The sequence below is a fragment of the Mucilaginibacter sp. CAU 1740 genome (assembly GCF_039839285.1).
Taxonomy (GTDB): domain Bacteria; phylum Bacteroidota; class Bacteroidia; order Sphingobacteriales; family Sphingobacteriaceae; genus Mucilaginibacter.
On record NZ_JBDOQS010000001.1, the window covers coordinates 285,418 to 310,742 of the forward strand.

Sequence of the window (25,325 nt, forward strand, 5' to 3'; positions counted from 1 at the left end):
TACATGGAAAAAATCCTGGTAGCTATTTATAATTATTTCAATGCCCGCAAGCCGCTGTTTTATGCCGTGTTTGCGGCAAGCTTTCTGTTGGTTGGGTTTTTCGCTTCGCGGATAAAATTTGAAGAGGATATCTCCAAAGTACTGCCGAAGGATAAAAAGATCGAGAAACTCAACTACATTTTCCAAAACTCCAAATTTGTTGAAAAGCTGGTGGTGATGGTGTCGATAAAAGATACCACCCGGCAGGAGCCTGATAGTCTTATCGCTTATGCCGATAGCTTTACCGGCGAAATACAGCAAAAGTTACCCAGCTACATCAGCAAAATAAATGCTAAGGTTGATGACGGCTTAGTAATGCAGCTTTTCGGCACAATAAATAAAAATTTACCCATCTACCTTAGCGAGCGGGATTACAAGGATATTGATACGCTCATCCACCCGGATAAAGTAAAAGAAACCCTCGCTCGTGACCTGCGTACGCTTACCTCACCCGCTGGCCTCGCCCTCAAAAGCATGATCAGCGCCGACCCGGTTGGCATCTCCTACATCGGCCTCAAAAAATTACAACAGCTACAGTACGATGAAAACTTTGAACTGTACGATAGCTATGTGATGACCAAAAATCATAAGAACCTGCTGCTATTCATCACCCCGAAATATTCACCCAATAATACCGGCGAGAATGCCATCATGCTGAAAGGTATTGACGGCATCATTGATAGCCTGCAAACTAAAAATTTCAAAACTATTGATTGCAGCTACTTCGGCACCACGGCGGTATCGGTAGGCAACGCCCTGCAGTTACGCCGCGATTCGATGTTTACACAGGGTATTACCGTGGTTTTTCTGATTGTTTTTCTTGGATTTTATTTCAGGAAGAAGCGTGCGCCTGTGGTGATTTTGGTACCTGTACTATTTGGCGCTCTGTTCTCGTTAGCGGTAGTTTATTTTGTAAAGGGGAGCATTTCGGTTATCGCTTTGGGCACAGGTTCTGTAGTGTTGGGTATAGCGGTAAATTATTCGCTGCATGTGTTTAACCACTACCGCCATACCCGTAGCATTGAGCAGGTGATCCGCGATCTGGCTATGCCGCTTACGGTGGGCAGTTTTACTACCATCGGTGGTTTTTTCTGCCTGGAGTTTGTAGAATCGGAAATGCTGAAAGACCTCGGTTTGTTCGCCGCTTTCAGTTTGATCGGCGCTTCGTTTTGTTCGCTCATTTTCCTGCCGCATTTTATTGCCTCCAAAAAAGAACAGGATGAGCATATCGCCAAACTCTCATGGATCGACAAAATCTCGGCTTATAATCCCGAGTACAATAAATTCATTATTACAGGCATAGTTATACTGACGGTAATATTCAGTTACACCGCCCGCAATGTAAGCTTTGAAACGGACATGACCCGAATGAATTTCATGACCGATAAGCTCAAAGCCTCCGAAGCCAAACTGAACGCCATTAATAAATACGCCCTGCAATCGGTTTACCTGCTGGCCGAAGGTAAAACGCTTGACGGTGCTCTCCGCACGAACGAAAAGCTTTCGGCACAAATAGAACTATTGAAGGAAAAAGGCATCGTCAAAAAATATTCCGGCGTATCATCTCTCATTATATCCGATTCGTTGCAGCAAGCAAGAATAGCTCGTTGGACTAACTATTGGACGCCGGCGAAAAAACAACAGTTAATGACTGTGTTACTTAAAGAAGGAGCAGCCTTAGGCTTTAAACCTTCAGCTTTCGATCATTTTCAAGACCTTATTAACAAAAATTTCAAGCCTGTTGGTCAGGATGAAATGGCCGGCATCCGCAAAAGTTTATTGGATGATTACATCACCGAGCGACCGGGCCGGGCGGGCGTAATCACCCTGGTTAAAATATCCCCGGAAGATAAAACTAAACTGTATAAACTATTTGAAGATACGCCGAATGTTACCGTTGTAGATAAGCAATACCTCACCAACAGGTTTGTGGGTATTATCAATAATGATTTTACTTCGATCGCCATCATGTCGTCATTACTGGTGTTTACGGTATTGCTGCTCACTTACGGGCGTATCGAGCTTACATTGGTATCTTTTATCCCGATGTTCATTTCCTGGATCTGGATTTTGGGACTGATGGGGCTGCTTGGCATCCAGTTCAATATCGTTAACATTATTATCTCGGCCCTGATATTTGGTTTGGGTGATGACTATAGCCTTTTTATTATGGATGGGCTGCTACAGGAATATAAAACGGGGAAGAAAAACCTGTCATCCTACAAATCATCTATTTTCCTTTCTGCCATTACTACGGTGGCGGGTTTGGGTGTGCTGATCTTTGCCAAACATCCGGCCTTGCGTTCCATTGCGCTGATCTCCATTATCGGCATAGTTTGCGTTGTGGTAATGGCGCAGATCCTGATCCCCTTCCTGTTCAATTTGCTTATCCGGAACAGGGTACAGAAAAAACAATTCCCGTGGACATTGAGTGGTTTTGTGATCTCGGTTTTCGCGTTCACTTATTTTGTAAGCGGATGTTTATTATCAAGCCTGATGGGTTTATTTCTTATAAAACTTAACCCCTTTAAGGGTAGGCGGAGCAAATACGTTTATCATGCTATTCTGTCAAAGTTTTGCTGGTCGATGATGTATATTATGCCCAACCTGCGTAAGCGTGTGGTGGATAAGGATCCGTTTGAAAAACCTGCCGTAGTGATCAGTAACCATCAATCGTTTTTGGATATTTTGGTGCTCATTATGCAGCATCCTAAGCTCATCCTGTTTACCAACCACTGGGTTTGGAACTCGCCGGTATTTGGCGCGGTGGTGCGGATGGCCGGGTATTTTCCGGTGGCTGAAGGTGTTGAGCAAAACGTTGATGAATTGGCCGAAAAAGTAAAACAAGGCTATTCGATGGTGATCTTCCCCGAAGGTAGCCGCTCGCCCGATGGTAAAATGAAACGTTTCCACAAAGGCGCGTTCTTTTTGGCCGAGCAGTTGGGTATGGATATCTTGCCGATTGTGCTGCACGGCACCGGTTATAACATGACAAAAGGCGATTTTCTGTTGAAGAACGGTACAATCACTATCAAATACCTGCCGCGCATTGCAGCTAATGATATTTCATTTGGTGTAGGTTATTCCGAGCGCACAAAAAACATCAGCCGTTATTTTAAAGAGGAATACCAAAAGCTAAGCACTCAAATTGAACAGCCTGCTTATTATAATGAGCAACTGTTTTACAACTACCTGTACAAAGGCCCTGTGTTGGAATGGTACATGAGGATTAAAGTCCGCCTCGAAAAAAATTACCAGGTATTTCATGAGTTGCTGCCAAAGCAAGGCAAAATGCTCGATTTGGGCTGTGGCTATGGCTTTATGCCCTACATGCTGCATTTCGCTGCGTCGGGACGTGAGTTTACCGGGGTTGATTATGATGAGGAAAAGATAGAGGTAGCCAATAATTGCTTCAGCAAAACTGAGGATATCAATTTTGTTTATGCCGATGCCTTGCAATTTGAAATGCAGCAATACGATGCCATTATTATGGCCGATATGCTGCATTACCTGCAACCCGGGCAGCAAACGCTATTGATTGAGAAATGTATCACCGCATTAAATCCGGGTGGCAAACTCATTATCCGCGATGGTGACGCCGATCTCCAGCAAAGACAAAAAGGTACCGCGCTGACTGAATTATTCTCGACTCGAATATTGGGCTTTAATAAAACCGGCGACAAAGGCCTATCCTTTATTTCGGGCAAAGCTTTAAAAGAACTGGCCGCCGCACATGGCCTGCAATGCACTCAAATTGATAATAGCCGGTACACATCAAATATTATTTTTGTGATCAGAAAAGAAGGGAAGCCCAAATAAATGGACGATAAGTTTGATGTACTGATTATAGGCAGCGGTATGGGCGGTTTGGTTTGTGCTGATATGCTTGGCCGCGAGGGTTACCGGGTTTGCGTTGTTGAAAAGAACAAACAACTTGGCGGCTCACTGCAAACTTATGTGCGGGATAGGGTGATCTTTGATTCGGGTGTGCACTATCTTGGGGGATTGGATAAAGGGCAAAATCTATATCAGATCTTTAAGTATATCAATATTATCGATGGGTTAAAACTGGAAAAGCAAAACCCGGATGCCTTCGATAAGATCATGATCGATAACGACCCGGTAGAATATCCGCAGGCGCAGGGTTATGATAATTTCATTAAACAACTACTGGTTTATTTCCCGGATGAGGAGCCTGCTTTGAGGGCTTATTGCGATAAGCTGAAAGAGGTTTGTGATAAATTTCCGTTGTATAACCTGCGCTCGTCGGATGATTTTTATGAAAAGGCCGATGTGCTGGAAGTGGATATCGAGGCGTTTCTGGCATCAATCACCAATAATAAAAAACTACAGCAGGTGTTGGCGGGCAATAATTCGCTATATGCCGGGCAGGCCGATAAAACGCCGCTATATGTACATGCGCTTATCCTCAACAGCTATATTGAAAGCTCCTGGAAATGTGTTGACGGCGGCTCGCAGATCGCTAAACTCATGGCCCGCAATATTCGCGACCGGGGCGGCGTTATCATCCGGAACAAAGCCGTAAAAAAACTGGTGGAGCAAGAAGGTAAAATAACATACGTGGAACTGCAGGGTGGCGAAAAGCTGTATGCCGGTCATTTTATATCCAACATCCACCCGGTGAAAACGCTGGAAATGACGGATTCATCGGTGATCAAGAATGTGTACCGTAACAGGTTAAAAAGCCTGGAAAATTCGGTTTCGTCATTCACCATCAATATCGTATTTAAAAAAGATACCTTTAAATATTTTAGCCATAACGTTTATAGTTTTAAAGACGGGCAGGTATGGCACATGGCCGATTACACCCAGCAAAACTGGCCGCTGGGCTATGCCGTGTTCATGACGCCATCATCAAAAAACAAGGAATACGCCGATGGCATGACCATTTTGGCCTATATGCGCTACGAGGAAGTAAAGCCATGGGAAGATACTTTTAACACGGTATCTGATGAAAGTTACCGCGGCGAAACATATGAAGAGTTCAAAAAGCGCAAGGCCGAAGTTTTATTGAGTGATGTGGAACTGAAGTTTCCGGGATTACGGGAGCAGATCTATTCGTATTACACCGCCACGCCGCTCTCATACCGCGATTATATTGGCAATGATGATGGTTCGCTTTACGGCATCGCCAAAGATTATAAACACCCTTTAAAAACTTTCATCTCGCCCCGCACCAAGCTGCCTAATTTGTACTTCACGGGGCAAAACCTTAATTTACATGGCATTTTAGGTGCTGCCATGAGCGGAATAGTGACCTGCTGCGCTTTGCTGGGTAATGATGATCTGATAGAAAAAATAAGAAATGCGTAACAGGAAATTCAGCTGGAAAAAGTTTGGGAAAAGGCTATTATATACAGCCCTTGTGTTTGTTGGCTTGTTGCTGATCGGTTTTATTTACCTGTATTGCGTAGCTATTGAACATCCACCCACACCTGCCGACCTTAGCAGTTTGCAATTACAACGCAAACAGCCCTCACCAGGCTTTTACACCATTGGCAATAACTGGTTCAGGAAAAGCAAAAGCGGTTTGTTTGAGATGTATGTAGAGGGCAAACCTTTTGAGCGTGGAGTAATTAACGGTAAATTAAGCAAAGAACTGGTGGTAAACCAGGAAGTTTATTTTACCGACCAGATAGGCAAGATCGTACCTTCAAAATCATACCTATCCTTCCTGAAATATTTTATAGCCTGGTTTAACCGCGATCTGGCCAAAAATGTGAACGAGGAATATAAGGAGGAGATCTACGGGATCTCTAAATCGGCTTCGGATAAATTCCAATATATCGGTTCCAACTATCAGCGCATTTTAAATTATCATGCCGCACATGATATTGGTCACGCTTTACAGAGTATGGCATTGGTAGGCTGTACTTCCTTCGGTACTTGGAACGACCGCTCGGCAGATGGTACCATGATCGTAGGCCGTAATTTTGATTTTTATGTGGGCGATAATTTCGCGCATGATAAAATGGTGGCATTCTTCAACCCATCCGAAGGGCATAAATTCATGACCATTACCTGGGGCGGTTTTGTAGGCGCGGTATCCGGCATGAACGAAAAGGGCCTGAGTGTTACCATCAATGCCGATAAAACCAATATCCCCTCAGGCTCAGCTACGCCGGTATCACTGGTAGCCCGCGAGATATTGCAATACGCTCAAAACATTAACCAGGCCATCGCGATAGCCAAGAAACGGAAAATGTTTGTGTCCGAATCGTTCCTGGTCGCATCCGCCGAGGATAACAAGGCAGTAGTGATTGAAAAAACGCCCGATACGCTGGATGTTTATGATCCGCACCAAAACTATATTTTATGCGCCAACCATTTTCAAAGCAAGGGACTGGCGCACTCCAAAGAAAACAAAGTGCAGCTAAGTAACAGCGCCTCGCCATACCGTTACCAACGCTTAATGGAACTGCTGAGTGCCGACAGCAAAAACACCGTGCAAAAAACCGTTGATATTTTACGCGACCGCAGCGGTTTGCATGGTGAAGATATTGGCATGGGCAACGAAAAGGCATTGAACCAATTGATCGCCCACCACTCGGTAGTGTTCGAGCCGCAGAAGCTGTTGGTTTGGGTATCAACCTCGCCATGGCAACTGGGCCAGTTTGTGGCTTATGATCTGAAAAAGATTTTTGCCATGAAAGGCATGCAAACCGATCATGAAGTGATCGACAGCGCGCTTACCATCAAACCGGATACCTTTTTAAATACCAAAGCCTATCGCTATTTTATCACCTACCGTACCTTAAAGCAAAAAGCTTTTGACGGCGGCGAGATCAATCCCGATAGCGTAGTAGCCAGCAACCCGCAGTTTTATCACGCTTATGTGATAGCCGGCGATTACTCGTTTAAGCACAACAACTACAAAAAAGCCCTCGGATACTACAAAACGGCTTTAACCAAAGTGATAGCCACCGTAAACGAGGAAAACTATATTAAAAAACAGGTTGAAAAGTGTACTAAAAAGCTAAGTTCATGATGGTAGTAGGTGTAGGCATTGATATGATTGAGGTGGAGCGCGTACAAAGCAGCATTGCCAAAGAGCAGGGCTTCCGTGAGCTTGTTTTTTCGGCCAGGGAGATAGCTTATTGCGAAAGCAAAACCAACAAATACCAGCACTACGCCGCCCGATTTGCTGCCAAAGAGGCTTTTTTTAAAGCGCTTGGTACAGGCTGGCTAAAGGATACCGCCTTTAACGAAATTGAAATAACTAACGATGAAAGCGGCAAACCTTACCTTGAGCCAATAGGCGAAAGTGCCGTGGTCATTAACCGTGGCGGTGCGCTTAAAATTTCGGTATCATTAACCCATTTAAAAACAATGGCATCAGCCGTGGTAATTATTGAAAAGTGATCATACATCTACCTAAATCATTAGCATTTCAGCCCAAACAGGAGGTTGTAAAAATACAGGAGCAAAAACTGCAGGAACTGCTGGCTTATCTCAGCCAAAATTCACCATTTTATAAAGAACTTTTCGCGAAACATCAAATCGATATCAGCAAGATCAAAACCCTTGATGATTTGCGTTTGATCCCCACAACCAATAAAGAAGACCTGCAAAAACGCAATGATGATTTTTTATGTGTGGATAAAGGCCGAATCATCGAATATAGTTCTACATCAGGCACTTTGGGTAGCCCGGTAACCATTGCCCTTACCGAAAGCGATTTAGAAAGGCTTGCCTACAACGAATACAATTCATTCACCTGCGCCGATAGCTCGCCTGCCGATCTATACCAGCTGATGCTAACGCTCGACAGGCAGTTTATGGCGGGTATGGCTTATTACTCCGGCATCCGTAAAATTGGCGCGGGCATTATCCGTTTAGGACCTGGTGTACCATCGCTGCAATGGGAAACCATTTTAAGGCTGAAACCTACGGCCATTGTAGCCGTGCCATCCTTTATTTTAAAGCTGATCCAGTTTGCGCAGGAGCATAATATCGATATCAATGCATCATCAGTTAAAAAAGCGGTTTGCATAGGCGAGAATATCCGCAATACTGATTTCAGCCTCAATATCCTCGGCCAAAAAATAACTGAGGCCTGGGATATCAAACTATATTCAACCTACGCTTCAACCGAAATGCAAACCGCCTTTACCGAATGCGGCGAAGGCCGGGGCGGGCACCATCAACCCGACTTGTTGATCGTGGAGGTATTGGATGAACATAATAATCCTGTTGCTCCCGGCGAATCGGGCGAGGTAACTATTACTACCCTTGGCGTTGAGGGGATGCCTTTGTTAAGATATAAGACCGGCGATATCTGTCATTATTATGATGAACCTTGCACCTGCGGCCGTACCAGTATCAGGTTATCATCTATAGTAGGCCGCAAAAAGCAGATGATCAAATTTAAGGGCACTACGCTGTATCCGCCCGCGCTGTTTGATCTGTTGAATGGTATGGAAGAGATCAAAGATTTTGTAGCCGAAGTGTACTCTAACGAAATAGGAATGGACGAAGTGTTGCTGCACTTGCTACCGGTTAGCTATACCGATGAATGCGACCGGAAGATCCGTGCTAATTTACAGGCCAGGCTACGGGTTAGCCCGCATATCACCTATTTAAAGCACGATGAAATGCAGAAACTGCAGTTCCCGGAGGCTGTACGTAAACCCGTTAAATTTATAGATAAACGAAAGTAAGCCATTATGTGCTAAATTTGCGCCATGCACAACGCCGATATCCTTGGCCGGTTAACGCAGCAATTTAATCTGCCTTTTACTAATCCGGTACTTGTTTTCTCGCTCATCCTGCTCATCATTTTGCTTGCGCCTATCATTATGGGTAAGTTCAGGTTTCCGGGCATTGTAGGTTTTATTTTGGCAGGGATAGCAATTGGGCCTAACGGGTTGAACCTGCTTAAGAAAAACTCGGCGGTTGATCTGTTCTCTACCATCGGTTTGCTATATATCATGTTCATAGCGGGTGTAGAATTGGATCTGAACGAGTTTAAGCAGAAAAAGCACCGTAGCCTCATCTTCGGCCTTTTTACTTTTTGCATTCCCATCCTCATTGGCTTTCCAATTTGTTACTACTTATTGGGTTATCCGCTTATTACATCGGCATTAACAGCCAGCATGTTTGCAACCCATACTTTAGTAGCCTATCCAATTGTAAGTAAATACGGCATATCCAAAAACGAAGCTGTGGCCATTAGCGTGGGTGGCACCATTCTCACCGATACCGCCGTACTTATCTTATTACCCGTAATTATGGGGGCGAAAGATGGCGGACTGGGTTTTAGCTTCTGGCTGCAACTGATGATCTCGCTTTCCATATTCGCCTTCATTATGTTTGTGCTGATCCCTCCATTAGCGCGTTGGTTTTTTAAGCGTTACCAGGATAATAAAACATTGCCTTATGTATTTGTGCTTTTCATCGTGTTCCTGTCGGCTTTCCTTTCGCAACTGGCCGGGGTTGAGCCTATTATCGGGGCCTTTGTGGCCGGGTTGGCGCTAAACAAAGCGGTACAACAATCGCAGGCTTTAATGCAGAGGATAGATTTTGTGGGTAATGCCATTTTTATCCCGTTTTTCCTCATCAGCGTGGGGATGCTGGTTGATCTGACGGTACTTACCCGCGGTCCGCAGGCTACTATTGTGGCCGTGAGCCTTACGCTGGGTGCATTGTTAGGTAAGTGGCTGGCCGCGTTATCTACCCAAAAAATATTTAAATATTCATCAACGCAGCGTACGCTTATTTTCGGGTTAAGCAGCGCACATGCTGCCGCTACGCTGGCCATTATACTGGTGGGTTTTAAGGCGCAAATTATTGATGATAATATTTTGAATGGTACTATTATCCTCATCCTCGTAACCTGCGTAGTGGCTTCATTTGCTACTGAACGCGCGGGGAAAGAGCTGGTTAAGCCGATTCAAGAAAGTGGATCAGTTTTAGTTGAAGATGATCAGCAAAGTGTTCGTAACGATCAAAAAGTAAGCTTATAACTATCTCCCTCTACAAAAACAGCTTTCGAAAAACCGACCTCGATCTTTTCATCTTCCGAACCGCCAACGGTTTCTCCGGCATTGAGCTTGATGTTGTTCGATATTACATAGTGAGATACGTTGTACAATAATTCGCGGATACGTGTTAGTGGTGCGGACGAATCGATTACTTCTATTTCATTAAGTCCAAAAGCTTTGAGTCCATAGGTATAACCGCTGTGTTGATCATCGATAGTTCTGAGGCCAATATATATCCAGAGATTCAGTGGTAAAAGCGAATCGTCCATAGCTGCGGCTTCTACTAAATAATCGTTTTTAGGAATCAACAACGATTGATCACCAATGTAAACGCCTATGGCATCTGTGGTTTTGAGGATGCTGCTAACCACATGGGTAATTAGCTTGAAATGTTTAATAAAATTATTGTTTGTTGAAGACAGGGCGACAATAATATGGGCATGATGCCTTTCAAGATCCTGAACTGCGGTTGGCCAGTTATATGCGTATTGGGCTGTGTTTTCTATATCTTCATGAGGAATTGGCCCGGGCATGGTTGCGATATAAAACTGGTCGTCATCAAACTTAAATGCGGCTGCGGCGTCATCGCCATCGGCTTCGCTTATTGTGTGGTTTTTACTGATATCGGTTATAAATCTCTGTAGCGAAAAAGATCCGGGTTCGGGAAGCATAACCATTGCCAGGCTTATACGCGGATCTTGAGATGGTTTAGGTTTTTTGGACAGCTTTTTAAGAAAATTCATGATAGCTAATATAGCGTAAATGAATGCAAGTGGGCATAGCCAGTTCCGGAACTTGAAGGAAGTAAAAACAAAAACAGGTCTTGCAGAAAGCAAGACCTGTTTTTGTTTTGGAAATTTATGTAGATAGGTTTACTTCTCAGACCCAAACAACGGATCAGCCTTAAAATAAACCCCTCCATCAAAACTGATCACATAGTCAGATTTAAAATGGGTGCTCTTTTTATAATAATCGGTACTGATAATTTGCGCCCCTGATTTCTGGGCGGCTATAAATGAGCTTTTATCATTATCACGCGCTTCCTGGGTGTCCGAATCGGCACGGGTGCGGATAATGTAGCCTTTCTTAACCAGTTTCTGGATCAGTGGCAGATCCTTTTTAGCATCGTTCATGATGTGAATGGCGGCTTCGGGTGTGCCGGGCTCTGCATCGGCAAATAACACTCGGCCTTTTAACGATGGGTGACGGGCAATGTAAGTAGCACGCTTTTCACCTTTCTCATCCAAAATAAAAATGAATTTACCTTTGGCGGCGTTAAGGGTTGGCCAGTTGTTGTGCAACACAGCTGCTTCGAGGGTTTTGTAGCTGCCGCGAACGTCATCGGGAGTAATTAAATATTTTTTACCCAGGTTATCCAATATTTCTTTATCCAAATTGGCAAAGGTTTTGGCCGTGAATTTTTCGGGAACAGTGAAGCCTGGTTTATCGGCAGGTTCATCCTTGGCGTTCATGGTGATATAGATCGGGTTATGGTCCGGGTGCTCATCGCTCCATTTTTTTAGTTCCTGCAGGCAAAGTTTAAAAGTGGCGCAATTACTGCGGAAATCAATATCCTCAATATGGAATACTTTAAAGCCGGGCTCTTTCATCACGCCTTTAGTATCAAAAGGAGGCTGACCGGGTACCCAATCCAAGCCTTTAGGATGTGCATATTTGCCACCTTTGCTATCGGCATAAACATCAATTTCTAAAGCGTTCAAACCTAAATTAAGCTGATCGCTCAGGCTGATGTGCTCGTAATCAATTTTGCTCATCCCAACCGAATCGCGTTGTTGCAAAAACTTGAACAGTTTGGGGTTGATAGCCTGTTTGTAGCTGTTGTGCGAACCGATAACCTGGAAATGGTTCATTTTTTGGTCGCCGGGATTGCCGGTTAAAGTCGACGCTGAAAGGGCGAGACCGGCAAGTAATGCGATAGTAAGTTTCATTTTTGGTAGATTGTATTTTGGTTTAACAAAACAAAGCGCAAAAGGTAGGCCTTTTGCGCTTCATGTAAAAAGTTATTATTAATAACCTGGGTTTTGTTTCAGGTTAGGGTTGGTTTTCAATTCGGTTGATGGGATTGGGTAGATCCTGCGGGTTGGATCGGTGTTCATTTTCAGATCATCGGTTTTGCCGCCCATAACCGGTAGTGGATATTCTTTCTCGAATAAACCAAAACGGATCAAATCGTTACGACGCCATGCTTCCCATGATAGCTCGCGGGCGCGCTCATCTAATAAACCATCCAAATCAATTGAACCTGCAGCCTGCGCGTGTGCACGGGTGCGAAGTTTGTTCACTAAGCTAAGTGGTGTTTGAGCATCGCCGTTGATAGTAGTAGGTGCTGCTCCACGTAGGATAGCCTCAGCCTTCATTAGGTAAATATCTGCCAAACGGAATACCGGCACGTCGTTACTGTTTAAGCGGGTAGCCTGGATAATATTCACATCCGGGTAGTATTTGATTGAACGTACCCCTTCCGATTGTGATGTCAACACATCATTACCCAAATCCATTGGTTTTGTACCGGTAAGGGTGAGGGTAGGGATGAGGTTGATCTGTGTATTAGGCGGAACAGTTGCAGTACCTGCAGGGTAATAAACGGGTTGATTAGTAAAGCCACCGTTACCATCAGGATAATACTGCGGACCGGCAAGCCATGTTTTTGTACGGTCATCGCCCGGAATATTGAAACGGTTGTAAAATTCAGGCGTAGTGCTCATTGCAATACTCAAGCCCACGTTAAAACCATAAGCCTGTACCAGGTAGTAAAAGAAACCAAAACGGGTAAACTGGTTGCCCGGAATTTGCTGATCATAAGGAACGGCAAAAATGGTTTCGTTAACCTGCGGACCGTTAGTTGGCAAAAATATATCGCGGTAGCGGGCATCTAAAAAGTAGTTGGTGTTAGCCTGTACACTATCGCACATGGTAACGGTTTCCTGGTAGCGGGTTTTACCGGTGTAAACACCCGAGTTCAGGTACATTTTAGCCAATAACGCGAATACCATGCCTTTAGTTGGGCGGCCATATTGTGCTGTGTTGGTTGCCGCGTTGCTGCTTTTTGCAGGCAATAACGGCAATACCGCTTTAAGCTCGCTTTCAATAAACTCATACACCTTGGCACGTGGCTGGGTGGCAGGTTGCGTAGTTACCGGGAAATCGGTAATGATTGGTACGTTGCCATACAGGTCCATCATAAAATACATGTACAGCGCGCGCATGGCCCTAACCTCGGCAATTGACGATGCTTTTTTTGCTGCCGATGATGATGAGTTGTTAATCACGCTCATGATGCGGTTACAGCTGTTGATACCGCCAAAACCCCATTGCCATACGCCAATTACGTTGGTATGGTCAAAGGTCCAGGTGTGGTAGTGTAGCTGGCGATATTGGCCGCCATCGTCAAAGTTACCATCGCGGGCCGGTAGGATAGCCTCATCGGTCGACATATCCTGCATACGCCAGTAAGGTACCGCGTAGCTCGACGACAGGTTAGCGTAAATAGAACCTAACAGGGCGGTATAATCCGCATCGGTTGATGGGAAGTTTGATTGTACGTACTGCGACTCGACAGGTACATCCAATTTGGTACATGAATAAGTGCCTATTATGGTAGCTACAGCGGCACATGCTAAAAATATCTTTTTCATCTCTTGTCTTCTTCTGGTGTTTGTTTAGAATGATGCGGTTAAACCTAAGCTGAACGTGCGCGTTTTAGGATAAAAATCTTTGTTATCGATACCCGGGGTCAGGCCGCCCATGTTAACTTCGGGATCAACACCACGGTATTTGGTGATGATGAAAATGTTGTTGCCCGATGCATAAAAGCGCAGGCTTTTAATAGCCTGGATATGAGGTTTAATGGTATAACCCAAAGTAGCGTTATCCATACGCAGGTACGAACCACTTTCGAGGAAACGATCCGAGATCAGGTAGGCGTTGATATCTTTAAACGATTCGCCTAAGGTAAACCTTGGGATATTTTGCAGCTTGGCATCAGCAGGGTTGTTAAGCGAAGCAAGTGTTCCGTTCAGGATCTTGTTGCCATAAACACCACGTACCAGGAAGTTCAGATCGAAGCTTTTGTAGAAGAAGCTGTTGGTCCAACCATAAATCAGTTTTGGCTGCGCATCGTACTTGATAAACTGATCAGTAGTAAGCGGTTGGCTGGCTACGATAGATCCATCAGCTTTTTGGAAAGTACTTACACCGTTTGCATTTTTGCCGGTATAGTGCCATAAATCAAAAGTACCCAAAGCATAACCCGGCTGGATGATCTGACTGTAGTTACCAGATTGGCCTTTACCGCCTAACTGGGCAGTTTGGATGTAAGGAAGTGCCAGGTTGCCTGATGATAGGCTTTCAACCATGTTTTTGTTATGCGTAACGTTGAATGAAGTACGCCATGTGAAAGCCTGTGACTTTACCGGTACGGCATTGATCACAACCTCAATACCGGTATTTTTCATCTTACCAACGTTTGCTGTTAAATACTGGTAAAAATACTGGGTGGTTGATACCTGCAGGGTGGTGATCAAGTCGGAAGTTTTCTTGATGTAATAATCAACCGAACCGGTTAAACGATTGTTAAACAAACCGAAATCCAAACCGATGTTGGTAGTAGCGGTACTTTCCCATTTCAGATCGGGGTTAGGGTTACGCACAGGGCCAATTGGGTTTACGATGTTACCATTGCTCAAGAATTTACCACCACCCGGAGGCACGCCGTAAATTAATTGCGCGGTAAAGGCATCAAAACCTAAACTGTTACCAGATACACCGTAACCTGCCCTTAATTTCAGATCACTGATAGCTGGAACGGCTTTCATAAAATCTTCGTTAATGATTTTCCAACCGGCAGAAGCAGCAGGGAAGTAACCATGGCGGTGGTTAAGACCGAAAGCCGACGAACCATCTTCCCTTAAAGAAGCTTGCAATAAGTATTTATCAGCAAATTGGTACTGCGCACGGCCATAAAATGAGATCAACCTCAAGGTTGAGATATACGCCGGATTAAAAACGATTTGCGATAACTGTGTTGGGTTAGATAGCGCCAGGAAGTTGTAAGTCAGATAGTCGTTCGAGAAACCTTGTGTTTGTACACCGAAACCATCGCCGGTGCGGTCTTGCTGATACGAGTAACCGCCCAATAATTTCAACGAGTGCTGGCCGAAGTTGCGGTCATAGTTAAAATAGGCCTCCAAAACGTTGCTGGTGTTAGTATAAGCGCTGCGCACTGCTACACCACCCGCGTTAACATAAATACCCGACTGGCTGGTTGAGTAAGTGTTAACGTTGTTTTGTTCTTTTTGGGTTGATCCCGATACGGTGAATTTTAACCCTTTCAATATATCTAACGATGCAAAACCATTGATCAACGTTTTGTTATTCTCGGTTTTGGTGAAGTTATTATTGATCAACGACAGTGGGTTTAGCGGACCGCTACCGGTACGGCTGTAGTTTTCTTTATAGGTACCATCGGCATTGTATGGGCCAACGGTTGGCAGGTAAAATAAGATCCCTGGTAATACCTGCGCCTGGAAAATATCGTTGTTTTTGGTGGCGCTGTTGGTAAGGGTGATCCCCAATTTTAAGCGATCATTAAAAAAGCGCTGGTTGATATAGCCTTTGTAAATGGTACGTTCCAAACTTGTGTTTCTGAGGATACCATTGTTTTTCATGTAGTTTACACTTGCGCCATACTCAGCATTGTTACTTGCACCAGCGTACGAAAGGTTGTGGTTTTGAGAGTAACCTGTACGCTCGGCCAGTTTTTGCCAGTTGGTATTTGAACCGTCGTCATCGGCGGCGCTTAATTTGGCAACGCCGTTATCGGTTAAATATTTACGCAGTTCATCGCCGGTTAATACATCGATGTTTTTTGAAACGTTTTCAACAGCGGCATAAGCGCTGTAGGTTAAACGGGTTTGGCCGGCTTTGGCACGTTTGGTAGTAACGATGATTACACCGTTGGCCGCACGTGAACCATAGATAGCAGTAGATGAGGCGTCTTTCAATACGTCGATGCTCTCGATATCGGCAGGGGCCAACAGATCGATAGATGCGCCGGGTACACCGTCAATTACATAAAACGGCTGGATAGCGGCACCATCGCGCAGGGTTGATGGTCCCCTTAAAATAGCTGCTGGTGGTTTGTTGGGGTCGCCGCTTTTGGTGATGTTTAAACCGGCAACTTTGCCCTGCAATAACTCGGCAGGAGTGGTTAACACACCATTGTTAAACTCTTCGGCTTTTACCGAGGTGATAGCGCCGGTTACGTCTTTACGGCTTGCGGTACCGTAGCCAATAACTACCACATCTTTCAGTTGTTTGGTATCGGTAACCATGGTTACGTTAACCACATTTTTTTCGGCAATGGTAACCTGTTTGGTCACCGAACCTACAAAGGTGAATTTGAGCACATCACCGGCACCGCTTACCGTTACCTGGTAACCGCCGTTGGCATTGGTTGAGGTTGCTTTACCTGAGCTTTGCACCGTTACCACTACGCCGGGTAGGGGCAGGTTGCTTTCGTCGGTAACAGTACCTTTAACTACGCGTTGCTGCGCAAACGCGATTGATGAGGCCAGCAGCATCAGCATAAAAAGACAAATCGATTTACCCGATCTGTGCAATGGCCCGAAAATAGATCTGTAGTGTTTTTCCATAGTTTTTAGTTAATGATAAACCCTTTTTAAAAAGAAGCCCAAATTGAGAATAGGCGGGCGATAATTGCCGCAAAGCAACGGTTGTTTTATTATCAGTAAATAAATTGCGAGTTAACTTATCTATTAATTAAAAAGAGTGTTGGTTTATTTGATTTGGCTGTTTGCGCTTGTTTTTCAGGGAGTTGTCTCGGATAAACAGGAAAGCTCTGTTAATGAAAGATTATCGGTTGTTAAAGTTTGATTCTTTGTAAAAAGGATGTATCAAACAATCATTAAATTAACTGATAAACTTTGGCTGGTTTATAATTGGTAGAAACATTATCAATATTGTTAAACCGTGTGGGATTATTCCCAATCCTTTAAATATAAACTGCAATTAACAGTTGTTAAGCTGACGTTATTAAATAATATTGTAAGTACTAAATGATCTATAATTAGTAGTTTTACCAATTATTTATAAACCTAATAACAATGAAAAAAGCCTACAACCTTTTATTATTTATTATTCTCAGCAGTTTTTCTATCTGCAAAGCACAGTACAATTACCAACCCGGCTATGCCATATTAAATGATGGTACACGTATAAGCGGTATGATCAGGTTTTTTGATAATGAGCCTTGGTTTAACCAGCGTTTTATCAGAATAAAAGATTCGGCCGATGTAGCTAAAAATCCCAATGTAGGCGCAAAACGCCTAAAAGCCGACGACCTTAAATACTACGAAGTTGTAGGTCGCAAATTTGATAAACTACATTACGTAGATATGGAAAACCTTCAGCTAAAAAGCCTGGGGACTAATGACCATATGATGGAACGGTTATGCACAGGCCGGATTGTTGCGCACCGTTTTTATCAATACCCGCCCGACACAGAAGGTTATATAGGAACAGAAGAAGAGTTTAAACGAAAAGAGGAGCAGGAAAAAGAAGACCTTAGGCAAGGCTACAAAATACTGATCCAAAAGGATAATGACAGTAAATTGCAAAACGCCTTTGATGTAGACCTGCAAAAATATTTCGGAGATACGCCCGAAGTGTGGGAAAAATATAAAAGCGGCGGTTACGGAAATCAGCCAATAGTAAAAAGGGGCCTGGCCGGAAGGATGATAGCCATGGCTAAAAAGCAAGCGTTTAGGAAAGAAGAAGCAGAAGCGATAATAGCTGCTATTAATGATTATAACGCTAAAAATGTTGTTAAATAAGCTGAACAGATATTAAAAAGCACATAGCCCGGAGAAACATCTACCGGGCTATGTGCTTTTTAATATTATATGTAGAGTTATTTCAATCGCAGGTTAACGCTACCGCCCGATGATTCGGCTTTAACCGGGATGCCGCCGCCGTTGTAGCTGCCATGCACGCGTTCTTTTTCCCAGCTGCCGCTAAATTTGGCCAATGATGATGGAGATACGCCATCGCCGCGCAGATCAAGATCATAGCCCTGGTTTTGTGGTAATTCAAGATCCACGTTACCGGCGCTCGATTCAAATTTTAAATATTTGCCAACTTTAAGTACTTGCGCGTATAAACCGCCACCGCTGGTAGATGCGCTGATGCTGCCTGCCATGCGTTTAAGGCTGATGCTACCGCCCGATGTGGTGGTGATCAGTTCGCCATCAATGTTGTTGCCGTCAACACCGCCACCACTGGTTTCGGCATTGATGGTGCCTTTCAGGTTTTCGAGGGTGATGCCGCCCCCGCTAGTTTCCAGTTTGATCTTGCCTGTACAATTTTTTGCTTCGATGCCGCCTCCACTTGTTTCGAGCGAAATATCATTGCCCGAGTTGGATACGTGAATGCCACCGCCCGAGGTGTTGCCGCGAACGGTACCGTAAAGCCTGTCTATCTGTAAACCACCACCGCTGGTGCTGAATTTTTGGTTACCTTTTAAGTTATCAATGCCGATACCGCCACCACTGGTTTGCAAATCGGTTGAGCATTGCTCCGGCACATAGATCCTGAAAGCGATGTTTAATGTGCTGCGCCAGTTAAAAAAGCCCTGGCGTTTGCTTTTGGCAATAGCCCTTACCTGGTGACCGCTAACCGATACATCAAGGGTATAATCTTTATCAAGGCGTTTTTGGATCTCTTCTTTTGATAGGATGCTGCCATTGTTGCCTTTAATATATACCTCAACGCGTGGGGCCTCACCGGCTTTACCGCTCACAACAATGCTGCCGCCCGATGTATTTACCAAAACGCTGTTAATAGCATCATTGGCTAATGATTTATTGAGATATAACGCACGGCTATCTTTATCCTGTGCTGCAGCTACCACGGTTTGCCCGGCAAGCAGCAGGAGTAAAATGTAATTTTTCATAATGGGTTTAGTTTTGCTTTATGGATATGACAGCACTTTGCCCAAATACGTTACAGGCGTTTTGATTTTTATTTAGAGTAGGGTTATGATAAGAAAATCATCTTTAAATAAAAAAATGTCATTTCGATAGAGCGGTGGGAGGGGAAGTGCGGGTGCGCGAAAGAGAAATCTTCTGCAAGGGGCAAGGCGAAAAAGCAGGGCGTAGAAGATTTCTCCTCACCCTATCGCACAGCCCTCCCCGTTTGTTCGAAATGACATTGCGTTTTTTGTCTCAACCTACTCAGTTAAACCCCAAACTGCCTCAAATGATGATCGGTATGTTTATAAACAAAAAGGCCGATCTGCTCTTTACTCATCCGGCCGAAAAACCAATGCTCAATTTCGGGTTGCGAAAAATTGCTGTACTCCTCAATTAACCCCGCCCATTGTTGTTTTTGCGCGGGTACATCGCCACCCGGTTCGGTTACTATGAAGTGCGAACTTGTAGGCGCGTTGTGGCTCATTGGCGTTTCATCTTTTAGCAAGCCTTTTAAAGCCATTTTTCCAAATATCCTGCCCAGAAGGGTACGCTTATAGTGGACTTTGCCCAAGTACATCTCTTCGGCCAGGGTGCAATGTTTCAGCATCTGGTAAACGTTCATTTTACCCCATTGCGGGGTGTTGTTCTCGTTTAATGAATTGATGCGGGCAATGAGATCATCCCGTACGACTTTATCAAATACTGTTTTCATGTTTAGGATTATGCTATAAAGCTACCGGGTTTAAATACCCGATTGAGGTGTTTATTATGCCGATTGTGAGGGGCAATTATGCCAAATGCCCGTCATTCAATTAAAAAACCTAAAGTCAACGTTGTGTAAACAAAACAATCACGTGTTTTAAACAAATGTTTTAATCAAACGATTGATTAATTTTGTTACGTCAAAAACTCAACAACTTCTTTTAAAAATTAATCAAATGGCTGAAACTGGATTTAAAAAATGGATCATCACCATTACCGTAATAACAGCATCACTGCTCGAACTGATAGATACCACTATAGTAAACGTATCCATCCCCCAGATTCAGGGGAATTTGGGGGCCACCATTACCGATGCCGCCTGGGTAGTAACCGGATATAGTGTGGCCAACGTGATCATACTGCCCATGTCGGGCTGGCTGGGCAGTTTCTTCGGGCGTAAAAATTATTTTCTTACCTCCATTATCGTATTTACCATCGCCTCATTTTTATGCGGCAACGCGCAAAGCTTATCCGAACTGGTATTGTTCAGGATATTGCAGGGGCTTGCGGGTGGCGGCTTGATCTCAACAGCCCAGGCTATTCTTTTGGAAACCTGGCCTCCAAACCAGGTTGGTACCGCCACTGCCTTATTTGGTTTAGGCGCTATAGTTGGCCCAACCATTGGCCCAACTATCGGCGGTTACATTACCGACCATGCCGCTTGGCGCTGGATCTTTTATGTAAACATCCCCGTAGGCTGTATAGCGGCCATGTGTACTTATATGTTTGTTAAAGCTACGCCAAGTGATGGCAAAGGCAAACCGATAGACTGGTGGGGGATAGTCCTGCTGGCCATAGCCGTAGGCAGCCTGCAAACTATTTTGGAAAAAGGTGAGGATGAAGACTGGTTTGCCACCAATTACATCATCGTATTAACAGTGATGGCGGTTTTAGGCCTGCTGTTATTTATATGGAGAGAAACAAGTACCGATCACCCGATAGTGAATTTTAAAATTATGCGCCACCGAAGTTTTTCGGCAGGGATGGTTACCTCGTTTATTTTGGGGGTAGGCTTGTATGGATCAACGTTTGTATTCCCGGTATTTTGCCAGGGCTTGTTAGGCTTTACCGCGCAGCAAACCGGCGAGATCCTGTTTCCGGGTGGGATGTTTACCATTGTGATGATGCCTTTTGTGGGTATTATGCTTAATAAGGGCATTCCCGCGCAGTTTATGGCAGCCGGGGGTATGGTATTGTTCTTTGTGTTTTCATGGATGCTCAGCGGCTCGTCGCTGGCTTCAGGTACCGGCGATTTCTTTTGGCCGCTGGCTATTAGGGGTATTGGCTTGTCGTTGTTATTTGTGCCGCTAACCACATTGGCCATCGGCGGGCTAAAAGGAGCCGAGGTTGGCCAGGGTACAGGTTTAAATAACATGATGAGGCAGTTGGGTGGCTCGTTCGGCATAGCTGGCTTAAATACCCTGATCCATATCCGCCAGGCCACACACCGCAATAACCTGCTGGTTAACATCAATCCATATAACTCATACTTTACCGAGCGCTTTAACAATTATGTACATGCCTTTATGGCCAAAGGCAAATCCATTAGCGATGCCACCCGTATGGCTTATGGCGCTATAGAAGGTACCGTACAAAAACAAAGCGCGCTTTTAAGTTATAACGATGCTTATTGGGTGGTAGGTATCGTGATGCTTTGCGCTATCCCGATGGTGTTCCTGGCACCGTTTGTAAAAGGGCAAAAGGTTGTGACGGATGCGCATTAAAGCAAGTAATCGTAGTTCTGTGTAACGAAAATTGTCATTTCGAAAGAGCGGGGGAGGCAAAAGGGTTGGGGCGAAAGAGAAATCTTCTACTCCATGCAAAGCGGTGTAAAAGCATGCTGTAGAAGATTTCTCCTCACTCCACCCACAATGCCCACCCAAGTTCGTCGAAATGACATATTTTTTGGTGATAAATTTATCCCGACTTATTTATCGGTCAATGGTTAGCTTTACAACATAAACGCCAACTATGCCGCCAAACACCGAAATATCAACAGAGGAAAAAATAAAGGAAGCAGGCAGGATGATCTTTACCAAAAAAGGTTTCCTGGCTACTACCATCAGGGATATTGCCGCCGAAGCCCAAATTAATGTGGCCTCGGTTAATTACTACTTCCGCAGTAAGGAAAACCTGTTTGCTTTTATTATGGACGAAGCCATTAAAAAGCTGTTTGATAAAATAGAGCCTGTACTTAATGACCAGGCTACATCGGTACATGAAAAAATTGAGATTTGCGTTGGTTACTACATAGACCAGGTAGTGCAAAATCCCGATTTTGTGTTTTTTATGGTGAGCGAAGTAATGGGCGGTCAAACTAAGTTACCCATGATTGGCACCCTGAAAATACTCGTCAATTCGCATTTCGCACAGCAACTAAAAGCCTTGCAAACCGAAGGCAAAATTGATTATAAGCCCGTGCACCTGCTCTGGAATATTTTCGGCATGATTATGTTCCCGTTACTGAGTCGTCCGCATTTGCTGCGAGAAGGTTATTTTAGCAGCGAGGAGTTTTTTAGTATGATGCAGGAGCGAAAGAGGCTGATCCCGGTTTGGATGAAACAGATTATTGGGGAGTAAATGAAACTATAGTTATGAAAACGCAGATCGGAACAGGCAAACTATTATTAATAGCCATCGGCTTTTTGACAATTGGCACACTCTCAGCCTATAAATTTTCATCAATAGAAAATAAACCAACTAAGTTTAAAAAGATATTGGGAGCCGATATTTCCTTCATCCCGCAACTGGAGGCGGAAGGGCGTAAGTTTTATGATAAAGAAGTAAGTAAAGATGCTTTCACCATACTTAAACATCATGGGTTTAACTATGTAAGGCTCCGCATTTTTAGTAATCCACTGGCCGATAGCGGCTACTCAAAAAAAGGTTATTGCGGTTTGGAGGATACCAAGAAAATGGCCCTGCGCATTAAGCAAGCCGGAATGGGTTTCCTGTTAGATTTTCATTACAGCGATAATTGGGCCGATCCTGCCAAGCAATACAAACCTGCTGCCTGGAAAAACCTCAACAATGAGCAACTGCAGGATTCTATTAAAGCTTTTACCCGGTTAACCCTGCTCGCCCTCAAAAAGCAAGGCACCTTGCCCGATATGGTACAGGTAGGCAACGAAATTAACCACGGCATTTTATGGCCCGATGGTCGGGTGAAAAACCTCGATACCCTGGCAGGTTTTTTAAAAGCAGGCATCGGTGCTGTGCGGAGCGTAAGCAGCAAGATCCCGGTAATGTTGCACATTGCCTGCGGTGGCCAAAATAGCGAATCGCGGTTTTTTATTGATAACATGTTGAAGCGGGGTGTGAAGTTCGATATCATCGGCGAATCGTACTATCCAGAATGGCATGGTACGCCCGATAGTCTGCGGAACAATCTCTCCGACCTGAACACCCGCTACAAACAGGATGTTATTGTGGTAGAGTATTCGCAACGTAAGCGCGAGGTGAATGATATTGCCTTTTCACTGCCCGGCAATAAAGTTAAGGGAACTTTTATTTGGGAACCTTTTAGCTGGGGCGAAACGTTTGTTGATAAGCAGGGGAATACCAACGGGCATATCGCCGTTTATGATAGCGTGAAAAGGGCTTATCACATTGAGCAATAAACCATGCCTAATGATTGCTGCGGTGTTATAGGTTGAACCCCTCTGTGGTTCTTGATTATTGTTAATTTATTTTCTACAAAGCTTAATCCCCTCTGGGGATTCATTCGGTATAAAGTGCACCAGAGGTGCAAAAGCTTTGTAGAAAATTATATCGTACTTTTAATTGTGCCAGAGGCACAAAACAATCTGCCAGCGAATCGAATTGCTTTAACGAATTTTTACTCCAACACAATATTCTCCGCTATCCCCACCTGTTTCAAAAAATATTCATCGTGCGATACCACGATCAACGTACCCCGGTAATCGTTAATGGCCGACGTTAAAATGCCGATATTTTGCAGATCGAGGTTGTTAGTCGGTTCATCCAAAATGATAACATCCGGTGCCTGGTTACCTATGGCAATACAACAAAGCGCCAGCCGCATTTTTTCGCCGCCGCTTAGGGCATTGCATGGCTTATCCCAATCCTCTTTGGTAAATAAAAACCTGTTTAGGCGGATCTTGATCTCATGCTCCTGCAAAGCGCCGGAGTTAAAATGCTGCGCTTGCTCATATACTTTCAATTGCGGATCGATCAGCGAATAATCCTGATCAATATAAACGTTTTTCAAATTCATGCAGGTAACCGAACCTATAGCAGGCAGCAATTTACCAAGCAGCATTTTGATCAAGGTAGTTTTGCCCGATCCGTTTTGCCCTTTAATGGCCATCCGCTGCCCGCTGGTTATTTGAAAATTCAGGTTTTGTTGCCAAAGCAAATTGTTGTGGTATTTGAAATTAGCATCATGCACGGTAATTAACACTTTGCCATTATGCAGACTGGAATTATCGAGATCCATCTTCATTTTGTCGGCATCGGGCAGTGCCGAACGCAGCTCGCTCAGTTCGCGCGATATTGAGCCCACCTTTTCCGAATGCACATCCTGCACGCGCGACGTGCTTTTTTCGGCATTGTTGCGCATGGTGTTCATCATAATACGGGCTACACCGGCTTTTTCCTGTTTTTTTTTGCCGCGAGCATCCAGCTTTTGCTGTCGCTCTATGGCTTCGCGTTCCACTTCTTTGGCTTTGCGCAGGGCTTTTTCCTTGCTTTTTAAATCGAGGTTAAAGGCTTCGGCTGCTATCGCTTTTTGTTCGGCATAAAACTCATAGTTGCCGCCGTAAACGCTGATGCCTCGGCTTCTGAGTTCATAAACCGGGTTGAGCAGGTTTAATAAAGCACGGTCATGGCTTACTACCAACAATGTGTGTTTGGTATGGGTGATATACTGGTACAAAAGATTGCGGCTATGGGTATCCAAATGGTTACTCGGCTCATCAAGCAAAACTATTTCGGGCCGGTGGATCATGATCCCGGCCAGGAAAACTTTGGTTTTTTGACCGCCGCTCAACGATCCCATTTTGTGATTGGGGGCGATGTTTTCAAATTGCCAATAAGTTAAGGCCTCGTGATACCGTTCTTCAATGGCCCAATCGTCATTAAGGGTTTCCAAATGCTGATCGGTCATGTTACCGTTCAATATCTCATGCAGCGCGGTTAGTTTTTGTTGGATGCCGAGCGCTTCGGCCACGGTGCGGTTGTTAAACCGGTCGGTCATTTGCGGTATGTAATACGGTTTGGTGTTGCTTTTTACCAAACCGGCGGCAGGCTGTAAGTTACCGGCTAAAATATTTAACAGTACAGATTTGCCCGTACCGTTGTTGCCAACAAGGGCGGCTTTATCATTTTTGTTGATGAAAATATCGAGATCAGAAAAAAGAAGATCGCGGTTGGGGTGTATATAGGCAATGCCTTGAGCAATAAGCATGATCAAATTTCTTTTATAGGGTGAATAACTACAGGTTACAGCCGAGCTGTTCCTTATTTATTTTTCCTGGAAAGAAATTGC

Annotated in this window: 17 protein-coding genes; 10 read left to right on the top strand and 7 right to left on the bottom strand. The window is 44.4% G+C overall.

From position 1 onward, the window contains the following. The first annotated feature begins 3 nt into the window (after positions 1-3). From AAFN85_RS01315 to AAFN85_RS01340, 6 genes are read left to right on the top strand one after another with little or no spacing between them, the layout of a single operon-like run. Positions 4-3,858: a 1-acyl-sn-glycerol-3-phosphate acyltransferase gene (locus tag AAFN85_RS01315; protein ID WP_347525147.1), complete on the top strand. Its 3,855-nt coding sequence runs from the start codon at positions 4-6 to the stop codon at positions 3,856-3,858. After that, a complete protein-coding gene (locus tag AAFN85_RS01320) occupies positions 3,859-5,373 on the top strand; it encodes an NAD(P)/FAD-dependent oxidoreductase (RefSeq protein ID WP_347525148.1) in 1,515 nt (504 codons plus the stop codon). After that, positions 5,366-7,048, top strand: a complete 1,683-nt coding sequence (locus AAFN85_RS01325) for a C45 family peptidase (protein WP_347525149.1) — start codon at positions 5,366-5,368, stop codon at positions 7,046-7,048. The genes AAFN85_RS01320 and AAFN85_RS01325 overlap by 8 nt, the downstream gene beginning before the upstream one ends. Continuing rightward, positions 7,045-7,422: a holo-ACP synthase gene (gene acpS / locus AAFN85_RS01330; RefSeq protein WP_347525150.1), complete on the top strand. Its 378-nt coding sequence runs from the start codon at positions 7,045-7,047 to the stop codon at positions 7,420-7,422. The genes AAFN85_RS01325 and acpS overlap by 4 nt, the downstream gene beginning before the upstream one ends. Further along, positions 7,419-8,720 carry an AMP-binding protein gene (locus tag AAFN85_RS01335; protein ID WP_347525151.1) on the top strand — a complete coding sequence of 434 codons (1,302 nt, stop codon included), beginning with the start codon at positions 7,419-7,421 and terminating at the stop codon, positions 8,718-8,720. Before acpS ends, AAFN85_RS01335 begins: the two co-directional genes overlap by 4 nt. Positions 8,721-8,744: 24 nt before the next feature. Further along, the gene (locus tag AAFN85_RS01340; protein ID WP_347525152.1) at positions 8,745-10,025 is read left to right on the top strand and encodes a cation:proton antiporter; all 1,281 of its coding nucleotides are present in this window, start codon (positions 8,745-8,747) and stop codon (positions 10,023-10,025) included. Here AAFN85_RS01340 and AAFN85_RS01345 read toward each other — a convergent pair. The 4 genes from AAFN85_RS01345 to AAFN85_RS01360 form a co-directional block, all read right to left on the bottom strand. After that, positions 10,007-10,786 carry a DUF4261 domain-containing protein gene (locus tag AAFN85_RS01345; protein ID WP_347525153.1) on the bottom strand — a complete coding sequence of 260 codons (780 nt, stop codon included), beginning with the start codon at positions 10,784-10,786 and terminating at the stop codon, positions 10,007-10,009. The genes AAFN85_RS01340 and AAFN85_RS01345 overlap by 19 nt on opposite strands. 129 nt (positions 10,787-10,915) lie before the next feature. Then, the gene (locus AAFN85_RS01350) at positions 10,916-11,992 is read right to left on the bottom strand and encodes a phosphatidylinositol-specific phospholipase C1-like protein (RefSeq protein ID WP_347525154.1); all 1,077 of its coding nucleotides are present in this window, start codon (positions 11,990-11,992) and stop codon (positions 10,916-10,918) included. 78 nt (positions 11,993-12,070) lie between these two features. Beyond that, the gene (locus AAFN85_RS01355; RefSeq protein WP_347525155.1) at positions 12,071-13,699 is read right to left on the bottom strand and encodes a RagB/SusD family nutrient uptake outer membrane protein; all 1,629 of its coding nucleotides are present in this window, start codon (positions 13,697-13,699) and stop codon (positions 12,071-12,073) included. Between the two features lie 24 nt (positions 13,700-13,723). Continuing rightward, positions 13,724-16,717, bottom strand: a complete 2,994-nt coding sequence (locus tag AAFN85_RS01360; RefSeq protein WP_347525156.1) for a TonB-dependent receptor — start codon at positions 16,715-16,717, stop codon at positions 13,724-13,726. Between the two features lie 471 nt (positions 16,718-17,188). Here AAFN85_RS01360 and AAFN85_RS01365 point away from each other — a divergent pair, with 471 nt between their 5' ends. Then, entirely contained in the window at positions 17,189-17,917 is a 729-nt protein-coding gene (locus AAFN85_RS01365) for a hypothetical protein (protein WP_347525157.1), read from the top strand. 77 nt (positions 17,918-17,994) lie between these two features. Here AAFN85_RS01365 and AAFN85_RS01370 read toward each other — a convergent pair whose 3' ends face one another. Beyond that, complete coding sequence (locus AAFN85_RS01370; protein WP_347525158.1) at positions 17,995-19,035, bottom strand: hypothetical protein; 1,041 nt, start codon at positions 19,033-19,035, stop codon at positions 17,995-17,997. Between the two features lie 284 nt (positions 19,036-19,319). After that, positions 19,320-19,766, bottom strand: coding sequence for a DUF1569 domain-containing protein (locus tag AAFN85_RS01375; RefSeq protein ID WP_347525159.1), 447 nt, complete (start codon positions 19,764-19,766; stop codon positions 19,320-19,322). Between the two features lie 226 nt (positions 19,767-19,992). Here AAFN85_RS01375 and AAFN85_RS01380 point away from each other — a divergent pair, with 226 nt between their 5' ends. The 3 genes from AAFN85_RS01380 to AAFN85_RS01390 all read left to right on the top strand — a co-directional run bounded on the left by AAFN85_RS01380 (position 19,993) and on the right by AAFN85_RS01390 (position 23,436). Continuing rightward, entirely contained in the window at positions 19,993-21,540 is a 1,548-nt protein-coding gene (locus AAFN85_RS01380) for a DHA2 family efflux MFS transporter permease subunit (RefSeq protein WP_347525160.1), read from the top strand. 247 nt (positions 21,541-21,787) lie between these two features. Continuing rightward, positions 21,788-22,396, top strand: a complete 609-nt coding sequence (locus tag AAFN85_RS01385; RefSeq protein ID WP_347525161.1) for a TetR/AcrR family transcriptional regulator — start codon at positions 21,788-21,790, stop codon at positions 22,394-22,396. A 14-nt stretch (positions 22,397-22,410) separates the two neighbouring features. Then, positions 22,411-23,436, top strand: coding sequence for a glycosyl hydrolase 53 family protein (locus tag AAFN85_RS01390; RefSeq protein ID WP_347525162.1), 1,026 nt, complete (start codon positions 22,411-22,413; stop codon positions 23,434-23,436). A 218-nt stretch (positions 23,437-23,654) separates the two neighbouring features. On the opposite strand, the gene abc-f is transcribed toward AAFN85_RS01390, so the two are convergent. Next, positions 23,655-25,244 (bottom strand): ribosomal protection-like ABC-F family protein, encoded by a 1,590-nt coding sequence (gene abc-f / locus AAFN85_RS01395; protein ID WP_347525163.1) that lies wholly within the window; start codon positions 25,242-25,244, stop codon positions 23,655-23,657. Positions 25,245-25,325 lie beyond the last annotated feature (81 nt).

What these genes read in the sequence shown, in the direction of transcription:
- AAFN85_RS01315 (WP_347525147.1), top strand. Translation starts at nt 4, where the DNA reads ATGGAAAAAATCCTGGTAGCTATTTATAATTATTTCAATGCCCGCAAG.
- AAFN85_RS01320 (WP_347525148.1), top strand. Translation starts at nt 3,859, where the DNA reads ATGGACGATAAGTTTGATGTACTGATTATAGGCAGCGGTATGGGCGGT.
- AAFN85_RS01325 (WP_347525149.1), top strand. Translation starts at nt 5,366, where the DNA reads ATGCGTAACAGGAAATTCAGCTGGAAAAAGTTTGGGAAAAGGCTATTA.
- acpS (WP_347525150.1), top strand. Translation starts at nt 7,045, where the DNA reads ATGATGGTAGTAGGTGTAGGCATTGATATGATTGAGGTGGAGCGCGTA.
- AAFN85_RS01340 (WP_347525152.1), top strand. Translation starts at nt 8,745, where the DNA reads ATGCACAACGCCGATATCCTTGGCCGGTTAACGCAGCAATTTAATCTG.
- AAFN85_RS01345 (WP_347525153.1), bottom strand. Translation starts at nt 10,786, where the DNA reads ATGAATTTTCTTAAAAAGCTGTCCAAAAAACCTAAACCATCTCAAGAT.
- AAFN85_RS01350 (WP_347525154.1), bottom strand. Translation starts at nt 11,992, where the DNA reads ATGAAACTTACTATCGCATTACTTGCCGGTCTCGCCCTTTCAGCGTCG.
- AAFN85_RS01355 (WP_347525155.1), bottom strand. Translation starts at nt 13,699, where the DNA reads ATGAAAAAGATATTTTTAGCATGTGCCGCTGTAGCTACCATAATAGGC.
- AAFN85_RS01360 (WP_347525156.1), bottom strand. Translation starts at nt 16,717, where the DNA reads ATGGAAAAACACTACAGATCTATTTTCGGGCCATTGCACAGATCGGGT.
- AAFN85_RS01365 (WP_347525157.1), top strand. Translation starts at nt 17,189, where the DNA reads ATGAAAAAAGCCTACAACCTTTTATTATTTATTATTCTCAGCAGTTTT.
- AAFN85_RS01370 (WP_347525158.1), bottom strand. Translation starts at nt 19,035, where the DNA reads ATGAAAAATTACATTTTACTCCTGCTGCTTGCCGGGCAAACCGTGGTA.
- AAFN85_RS01375 (WP_347525159.1), bottom strand. Translation starts at nt 19,766, where the DNA reads ATGAAAACAGTATTTGATAAAGTCGTACGGGATGATCTCATTGCCCGC.
- AAFN85_RS01380 (WP_347525160.1), top strand. Translation starts at nt 19,993, where the DNA reads ATGGCTGAAACTGGATTTAAAAAATGGATCATCACCATTACCGTAATA.
- AAFN85_RS01385 (WP_347525161.1), top strand. Translation starts at nt 21,788, where the DNA reads ATGCCGCCAAACACCGAAATATCAACAGAGGAAAAAATAAAGGAAGCA.
- AAFN85_RS01390 (WP_347525162.1), top strand. Translation starts at nt 22,411, where the DNA reads ATGAAAACGCAGATCGGAACAGGCAAACTATTATTAATAGCCATCGGC.
- abc-f (WP_347525163.1), bottom strand. Translation starts at nt 25,244, where the DNA reads ATGCTTATTGCTCAAGGCATTGCCTATATACACCCCAACCGCGATCTT.